This window comes from Bradyrhizobium sp. SRS-191 (assembly GCF_024586915.1).
GTDB lineage: Bacteria > Pseudomonadota > Alphaproteobacteria > Rhizobiales > Xanthobacteraceae > Bradyrhizobium.
In genome coordinates, this window is record NZ_JANBVS010000003.1 from 439,456 (window position 1) to 445,800 (window position 6,345).

At 66.8% G+C, this 6,345-nt stretch carries 8 protein-coding genes; 6 read left to right on the forward strand and 2 right to left on the reverse strand.

All coding sequences use genetic code 11. The features are described from left to right. Positions 1-93 precede the first annotated feature (93 nt). Positions 94-1,248, reverse strand: coding sequence for a PcfJ domain-containing protein (locus NLR35_RS08760; RefSeq protein WP_257166136.1), 1,155 nt, complete (start codon positions 1,246-1,248; stop codon positions 94-96). Beyond that, entirely contained in the window at positions 1,196-1,504 is a 309-nt protein-coding gene (locus NLR35_RS08765; RefSeq protein ID WP_257166137.1) for a hypothetical protein, read from the reverse strand. The genes NLR35_RS08760 and NLR35_RS08765 overlap by 53 nt, the downstream gene beginning before the upstream one ends. A gap of 271 nt (positions 1,505-1,775) precedes the next feature. On the opposite strand from NLR35_RS08765, the gene NLR35_RS08770 reads away from it, so the two are divergent. The 6 genes from NLR35_RS08770 to NLR35_RS08795 all read left to right on the forward strand — a co-directional run bounded on the left by NLR35_RS08770 (position 1,776) and on the right by NLR35_RS08795 (position 6,230). Then, positions 1,776-2,738, forward strand: coding sequence for a PDR/VanB family oxidoreductase (locus NLR35_RS08770; protein WP_257166138.1), 963 nt, complete (start codon positions 1,776-1,778; stop codon positions 2,736-2,738). 5 nt (positions 2,739-2,743) lie between these two features. Then, positions 2,744-2,947, forward strand: coding sequence for a hypothetical protein (locus tag NLR35_RS08775; RefSeq protein WP_257166139.1), 204 nt, complete (start codon positions 2,744-2,746; stop codon positions 2,945-2,947). Positions 2,948-3,215: 268 nt separating this feature from the next. Continuing rightward, on the forward strand, positions 3,216-4,856 hold the full coding sequence (locus tag NLR35_RS08780) for a nitroreductase family protein (RefSeq protein WP_257166140.1): 1,641 nt from the start codon (positions 3,216-3,218) through the stop codon (positions 4,854-4,856). Positions 4,857-4,921: 65 nt separating this feature from the next. Continuing rightward, a complete protein-coding gene (locus NLR35_RS08785) occupies positions 4,922-5,659 on the forward strand; it encodes an ankyrin repeat domain-containing protein (RefSeq protein ID WP_257166171.1) in 738 nt (245 codons plus the stop codon). Further along, entirely contained in the window at positions 5,656-5,970 is a 315-nt protein-coding gene (locus NLR35_RS08790; RefSeq protein WP_257166141.1) for a hypothetical protein, read from the forward strand. The genes NLR35_RS08785 and NLR35_RS08790 overlap by 4 nt, the downstream gene beginning before the upstream one ends. 20 nt (positions 5,971-5,990) lie before the next feature. Continuing rightward, on the forward strand, positions 5,991-6,230 hold the full coding sequence (locus NLR35_RS08795) for a hypothetical protein (protein WP_257166142.1): 240 nt from the start codon (positions 5,991-5,993) through the stop codon (positions 6,228-6,230). The last annotated feature ends 115 nt before the right edge of the window (positions 6,231-6,345 follow it).

The window sequence follows — 6,345 nt, forward strand, 5'->3', positions numbered from 1 at the left end:
GCATCCATGGCCTAACAAGCCGACGCGCCCGGTGGGCATTGCCCCGCGATCGCGCTGACGCACGACCTGTGCCGCCCCGGTGGACGGCACAGATCATGTCTCCGGCAAATTGATCCCGCGCGCCTTGGCCCACCGCTCCAGGACCTTTCGCTCGTCGACGTACGCGACGCGATTGGCGAAGCCGCGAACCTGCACCGCGCGGTGCTGGCGATCGAGCTCGATCGTCAGCAGCCGCTGCGTCCGGCCGGCGTGGCGGTGGCGCAGCGACCAGATCGAGGCGTGGCCGGTCACGCACTTGGCTGCGTAGCTCGACACGCAGTGATGCATCGCCCTGGACTCCTCGACGAGATCCTCCGCGCTGCGCAACTGCGTGACGACGTACTCATCCCGCTTGGCGGAGGACGGGCTCCACGACCACTCCGCGAGCCGCGCGCCGGTCCAGTGCGAGGCGAGCTGAGCGTCCCGCGCCGTCGTGTGCTGCTGCGCCAGCTCGATCCGCCGCCGCGCCGCCTCGATGCGGGCGATCACCGCGAGATCGCGATGCCACGCCTGCATCAGCCGGCGCAGCGCCGCAAGCGTCCGCCCCTTGAGGCTGAACTTGCGATCGCGCCGACGACGATGCGCGAAGTAATCGCAGAGATCGTCGATTTCCTCGATGGTCGTCGGCTGCGCGCAGAAGAACTGCGCCACCTCGCGCCAGAACGCAATCTCGCCGCGCGGCGTCCGCGCGATCCTGGACCGGGCGATCCGCGACACCAGGGCGGGATCGTCGGTGTAGGAGCGCGCGATCGCCTGCCAGATCGCCTCGTCGAAGCCGACCCGGCCGAGCGGATTGAGGAAGGCGTGAACCTCCTTGCGCGACAGGAAGGCTGACGCGCCGGCCTTGTACAGCGAGCCGCCACCGGCGGCGGCGATGTACCAGCGCTTGCGCAGGTCCCTCTCGTCGCGCTCCAGCCCGGCCGCGTCGATCCAGATCTGCTCCAGATGCGGAGCGACCGGATAGCGCGCGAACAGATGACGCGCGGCGGCGAGCCGCAGGCGCGCAGCGTCGCGCGTCTTCAGCTGCGGCTTCCAGGCTTCAGGAGTCCGAATGATGTCGGCTGTGAAGCCAGCCTGGGCCTCGCGGATCGCATTGAGCAGATCCGGCGGCGGCCGCGTCGGCCGCGCCACACGGCGCAGCGTCAGCTCATAGGCTTCAACCCGTGCGCGCTCGGCCTGCTGCCGGCGCGCGATCGATGACTTGGCCATGATCGTTCAACATGATGGAGAAACTCTCAGCCGAACGCACTGCGAGCGTCGGCACGGATCGTGTCGCGCACAGTGGTTTTGACATGGCTGATGGCCTCTCGCGTTGAACGCTTCTGGATTTGAAACGGGCAACGCTCATACATCCGGCCAGCAACAAACGCAAGCCGATTTCGACATCGATGCGCAACGCCATCAAGCCGCCTCTGAACGCCGTGCCGAAGGCTATTAGTTCGCCTGCCGCCACGACATCGGGCATGACGACTCCAGCGGCGGAACAGCCAAGACGACAGGCACGACCGCGCCGACAGCGCACAACTCGCATCATCACCACGTGACCACCACGACCGACAATTCCGGGACGTCGGCCGCACGCGACTCGTCCATGACCGACCATCACCACCACACGATCTGGGGCTGACGCCGACGTCCGTGCCGGCACGACAAGGCGGCCGGCATGGACGGTAAGCGATCTGGCCTTCTCCTTGCATCGCCTCCTGATGAGCCGGGTCGCATGATGGAGTTGTCTGATGTCCGACAGCCTGCATACCGTTGTCGTGGCCAAAAAGGCCATCGAGGCGCACAACATGGCCTCGTTCGAGCTCATCCCGGCGGATGATCAGCCACTGCCCGGCTTCACGCCGGGAAGCCATATCGACGTGACCCTGCCGAACGGATTGACGCGGCAATATTCGCTGCTGAACAGCGCGGCCGAACGCAACCGCTACTGCATCGGTGTGTGGAAGGATGCCAACAGCCGCGGCGGCTCCAAGGCGCTGCATCTCGACATCAACGAGGGCGATCGGCTGCAGGTCAGCCGTCCGCGCAACCGCTTCAAGATTCCGAAGGACACCAAGCGCGCGCTGCTGTTGGCGCGCGGCATTGGTGTGACGCCGATCCTGTCGATCGCCGACACGCTGAAGGCGAAGGGCATCCCGTTCGAGCTGCACTATGTGTTCGCACTCATGTCGCCGGATTCGTTCCGCGGCACCATCGAGGCATCGTCCTTCGCCGACGACACCACGTATTACAAGGAAGCGACCGAGGACAATCAGCTGCTGAAGGCGGCGGAGCTGCTCGCCGATCGTCCCGACGACACCCAGCTGTTCATCTGCGGCGTCGACTGGTGGATGGATCCGATCATCGCACAGGCCAAGCAGAAGGGCTTTGCCGAGGAGCGCATTCATGTCGAGCGCTTCACCGCGAAGGCTGCCGCCGCGCTGCTCGACAAGGTGTTCGACGTCACCATCCAGAGCACCGGCGCGACCTTCAAGATCCCCGGCGACAAGACGGTCACCGCGTTCCTGGAAGAGAACGGCGTCAAGATCGCGACCTCCTGCGAACAGGGCATGTGCGGCACCTGCAAGACCCGGGTCGTCGACGGCGAGATCGATCATCGCGACAAGCGGCTGTCCGCCGCGCAACGCGCCGAGGGCTATTTCCTGCCCTGCGTGTCGCGCGCCAAGGGCGACCGGCTGGTGCTGGATCTGTAGCCTCCGTGACGACCGAGAGCGACTTGTGGCAGACCGCCTGGATCATCGCGGAACAGCATGGCCGTGACGGACCCGCCTTTGCGACGCGCATGGCTGATAGTTTCGAACTCGGCCACAAGATGGATGCGCATCGGGCATGGCGCTCGATCGCAGCCAAGGTCGCGATCCTGATCGAGGCGGCCGCATCCCGCCGGGCTCATCAGCACTGATGTCGAGAAACGAACAGCGCCGGTCGTGCTGTTCGGAATCGGACACCCCTCCCCGCGCTGTCATTCCAGGCGACGCGCTGCGGCGAGCCCGGACTCCAGATCCATCAGTCGTGATCATGGCTTCACGGCCTGCGCCCAAGGGGCGCATCCCGGGATGACAAGGAGAGACAGGGGCGCACGTCCCGGAACGGATTTTGCTCCGCCCGATCCGGTCGCCCAGCGACCAACCAGCATGCGCGAACTCATCGCTCGCGCCTCGTGAGGAATCATGTCCGTGCCATCGTCCCCGGCAGCGGAGATGCCGGCCGCCGCCGACGTCGCGCTCGCCTATCACGCCCGCACCAAACACAGCCTGAAACGCTATGCGGCCGGGCCCGAGACGCTGGACTGGGATGCGCAGCCGAACCCGTTCCGTGAGTTCGCCGGCTGCCCGCGCACCGATCTGCCGCTGACCTCGGATCGTCTCGCCGCGAGCTTTGCCGAGGCCTGCGCAGGCACGGCACCGATCCATCCGCTCACCATCGACAATGTCGCGCTGCTGCTGGAATTGTCGTTCGGGCTGTCGGCGTGGAAAGAATATGGTCCGGACCGCTGGGCCCTTCGCTGCAATCCCTCGAGCGGCAATCTGCATCCGACCGAGACCTATGTGATCGCCGGGAACGTCAGCGGACTCGGCGATGGAGTGTATCATTACGTCAGCCGCGATCACGTGCTGGAGCAGCGCTGCCGGCGTGGCACGGCATCTGCGGGCGAACCACGGCTGTGGCTCGCGCTGTCCTCGATCCATTGGCGCGAGGCGTGGAAATATGGCGAGCGCGCGTTCCGCTATTGCCAGCTCGACCTCGGCCACGCGCTCGGCGCGATCAGCTACGCCGCCGCCGCGCTCGGCTGGCGCGCGAATGTCATCGATGGCCTCGATAGCGGAACGCTCGCCGCCGTGATGGGCCTCGACCGCGCCGGCGATTTCGCCGGCGTCGAAGCGGAGGACGCCGATCTCCTGGTCGCCATCGCGCCGCGCGACGCCGCGCCTGCGCGTTCCGAGCTGCCGCCGCCCTGTATGGTCGACGATATCTGGACAGGCATCGCGAACCGGCTCGATCGTCATCCGCTCTATCGCTGGCCCGTGATTGCCGAGGTCAGTGCGGCCACGGCCGGAGCTGCGCAGGATGCGGCCGCACCGCTCCTGCCCCATCCGCCGCGCGCGTCGCGATCGACGGCCCGCGCGGCCGAGCTCATTCTCGGCCGCCGCAGCGCGCAGCGCTTCGACGCCAAGTTCGCGATGGATGCCGACGCATTCCATCGCTTGCTCGATGCGCTGCTGCCGCGTGCCGCGCCGCCCTGGGATGCCTGGGCCTACGCACCACGGCTGCATCCCCTGCTGTTCGTCCACCGCGTCGACGGCCTGACGCCCGGCCTGTATGCGCTGCCTCGCAGCCGCGCGGCAGAGGCCAGCCTGCGGCACGCGCTGCGCCCCGATTTCGACTGGCGACCCGTCACGGGCGCGCCCGGTCATCTGCCGCTGTTTCACCTGCTGCCGACCGACAGCCGCGGCGTGATCCGCACTGCGAGCTGTCACCAGGCCATCGCCGGCGACAGCTGCTTTGCCGTGGCGATGCTGGCCGAGTTCGGCCCGCTCGTCCACGACAATCCGTGGCGCTATCGCCAGCTGCATTGGGAGGCCGGCCTGATCGGCCATGTGCTGTATCTCGAGGCCGAGGCGGCCGGCCTGCGCGGCACCGGCATCGGCTGCTATTTCGACGACTCCGTGCACGAGATGCTCGGGATCGTCGGGGACCAATTGCAAACGCTCTATCACTTCACCGTCGGCCGTCCCTTGACGGACGATCGTATCACGACGCTTGCAGCCTATCCTGGCCGCACGCGCGATGAAGCAGGAGTCCTGTCATGAGACCGCGGGTCCCGTTCCAGCGCATCGATGTCGGCACTGCGGCCGAGCTGTTGCAGCGCGACGACGTGCTACGCTTCGATGTGCGCGACCAGGCTTCATTCAAGGCTGCTCATATGGCCGGCGCGCAGCATCTCACCCAGCGCAATCTCTCCGAGCTGATCACCGGCACGGCCAGGCGCACGCCGATCCTGATCTACTGCTATCATGGCAACGCCAGCCAGGAGTATGCCCAGACCTTCTCGGATTTCGGCTTCATGGAAGTCTACAGCCTCGACGGCGGCTATGAGGCGTGGCGCCAGCGCTTTCCCGCCCGCAGCGGCGCGGCGGAGATCAGTCCGACGCTGGCAGCCTGGCTTTCGGCCCAGGGTTTTCCGGCTGATGACGTCGACGTCTCCATCGCCAACCGGACCACGCCGCTGATGAAGGCCGCGCATCTCGGCAACGTCGCCGTGATCCGCGAACTGCTCGCCGCCGGCGCCGGCATCGCCGCCCGGAATGCCGACGGCAACAACGCGCTGTGGCTCGCCTGCGTCGGCCGTCATCTCGAGGCCATCGACGCGCTGGTCGAGGCCGGCATCGATATCGACAACCGCAACGACAACGGCGCGACCGCGCTGATGTATGCATCGTCCTCCGGCAAGGCGGAGGTGGTCGCGCATCTCCTGGCCAAGGGCGCCGACATCTCCGCCGAGACACTGGACGGCTTCTCCGCGCTCGACATGGCCGCATCGCTGGAATGCCTGACGCTGCTGCGCCAGGCCGCAAGAGCGGCAGCGCAGTCCACCCCGGAGATGCGGCCATGACCGTCATCGAGCACGATTTCGGCATGCAGCAGCGCCAGGTCGAGCGACGTTTCCGCACGCTGCTCAGCCTCGATGCGCTGCACGAGGCCAATGTCCGCGCCAATCCGATCCCCTATCTGGAACGCGCCAGCGAGCGCATTTATCAGCTCGAAAAAGCGCTGTTCGAGGCGCTGCAGGCGGCGGCGTCAGCTCACGAGGATGGCGAGACGGTCACGATCAGCAAAGCCGAACTGCAGCGCCTGCAGCAATGCCGGGCGATCGTCGAGAGTGCCTATGCGCAGCTGGTCGCCGATCAGCCTGCGATGGAATGACGACTGAAATGGAGAACGACATGAGCGACGGCTTCTTCGTGGACTGGGACGGCAACCTGCGCAGCGCCGCCGATCCCGGCGGCGGCTACCTCTGCGACATCGACACGGTGGCGCGCTACGTCGCGGTGACCACCAAGACCGGCGCGCTGGTGCATGAGGCGACGTTCTTCAGGACGCAGGCCGATGTCGAGAAGGCCGGCATCAAAGCGCAGCTGGTGCCGGGCAGTCATCCCTGGGGCAAGAAGGCGGACGGGTTCTGAGCGGAGCGGTTGGCGCTCGTGGCGAGAGCCGCACCAAGCAGCCACACGGGCAGTGCACTCCCTCTCCCCGTTCTTCACGGGGTCGCGACGAGCTTCGCTCGCGCTGAGAGGGTTG

Coding starts and splice junctions, on each gene's coding strand:
- NLR35_RS08760 (WP_257166136.1), bottom strand. CDS start 1,248: ATGGCCAAGTCATCGATCGCGCGCCGGCAGCAGGCCGAGCGCGCACGG.
- NLR35_RS08770 (WP_257166138.1), top strand. CDS start 1,776: ATGTCCGACAGCCTGCATACCGTTGTCGTGGCCAAAAAGGCCATCGAG.
- NLR35_RS08790 (WP_257166141.1), top strand. CDS start 5,656: ATGACCGTCATCGAGCACGATTTCGGCATGCAGCAGCGCCAGGTCGAG.
- NLR35_RS08780 (WP_257166140.1), top strand. CDS start 3,216: ATGTCCGTGCCATCGTCCCCGGCAGCGGAGATGCCGGCCGCCGCCGAC.
- NLR35_RS08795 (WP_257166142.1), top strand. CDS start 5,991: ATGAGCGACGGCTTCTTCGTGGACTGGGACGGCAACCTGCGCAGCGCC.
- NLR35_RS08765 (WP_257166137.1), bottom strand. CDS start 1,504: ATGCCCGATGTCGTGGCGGCAGGCGAACTAATAGCCTTCGGCACGGCG.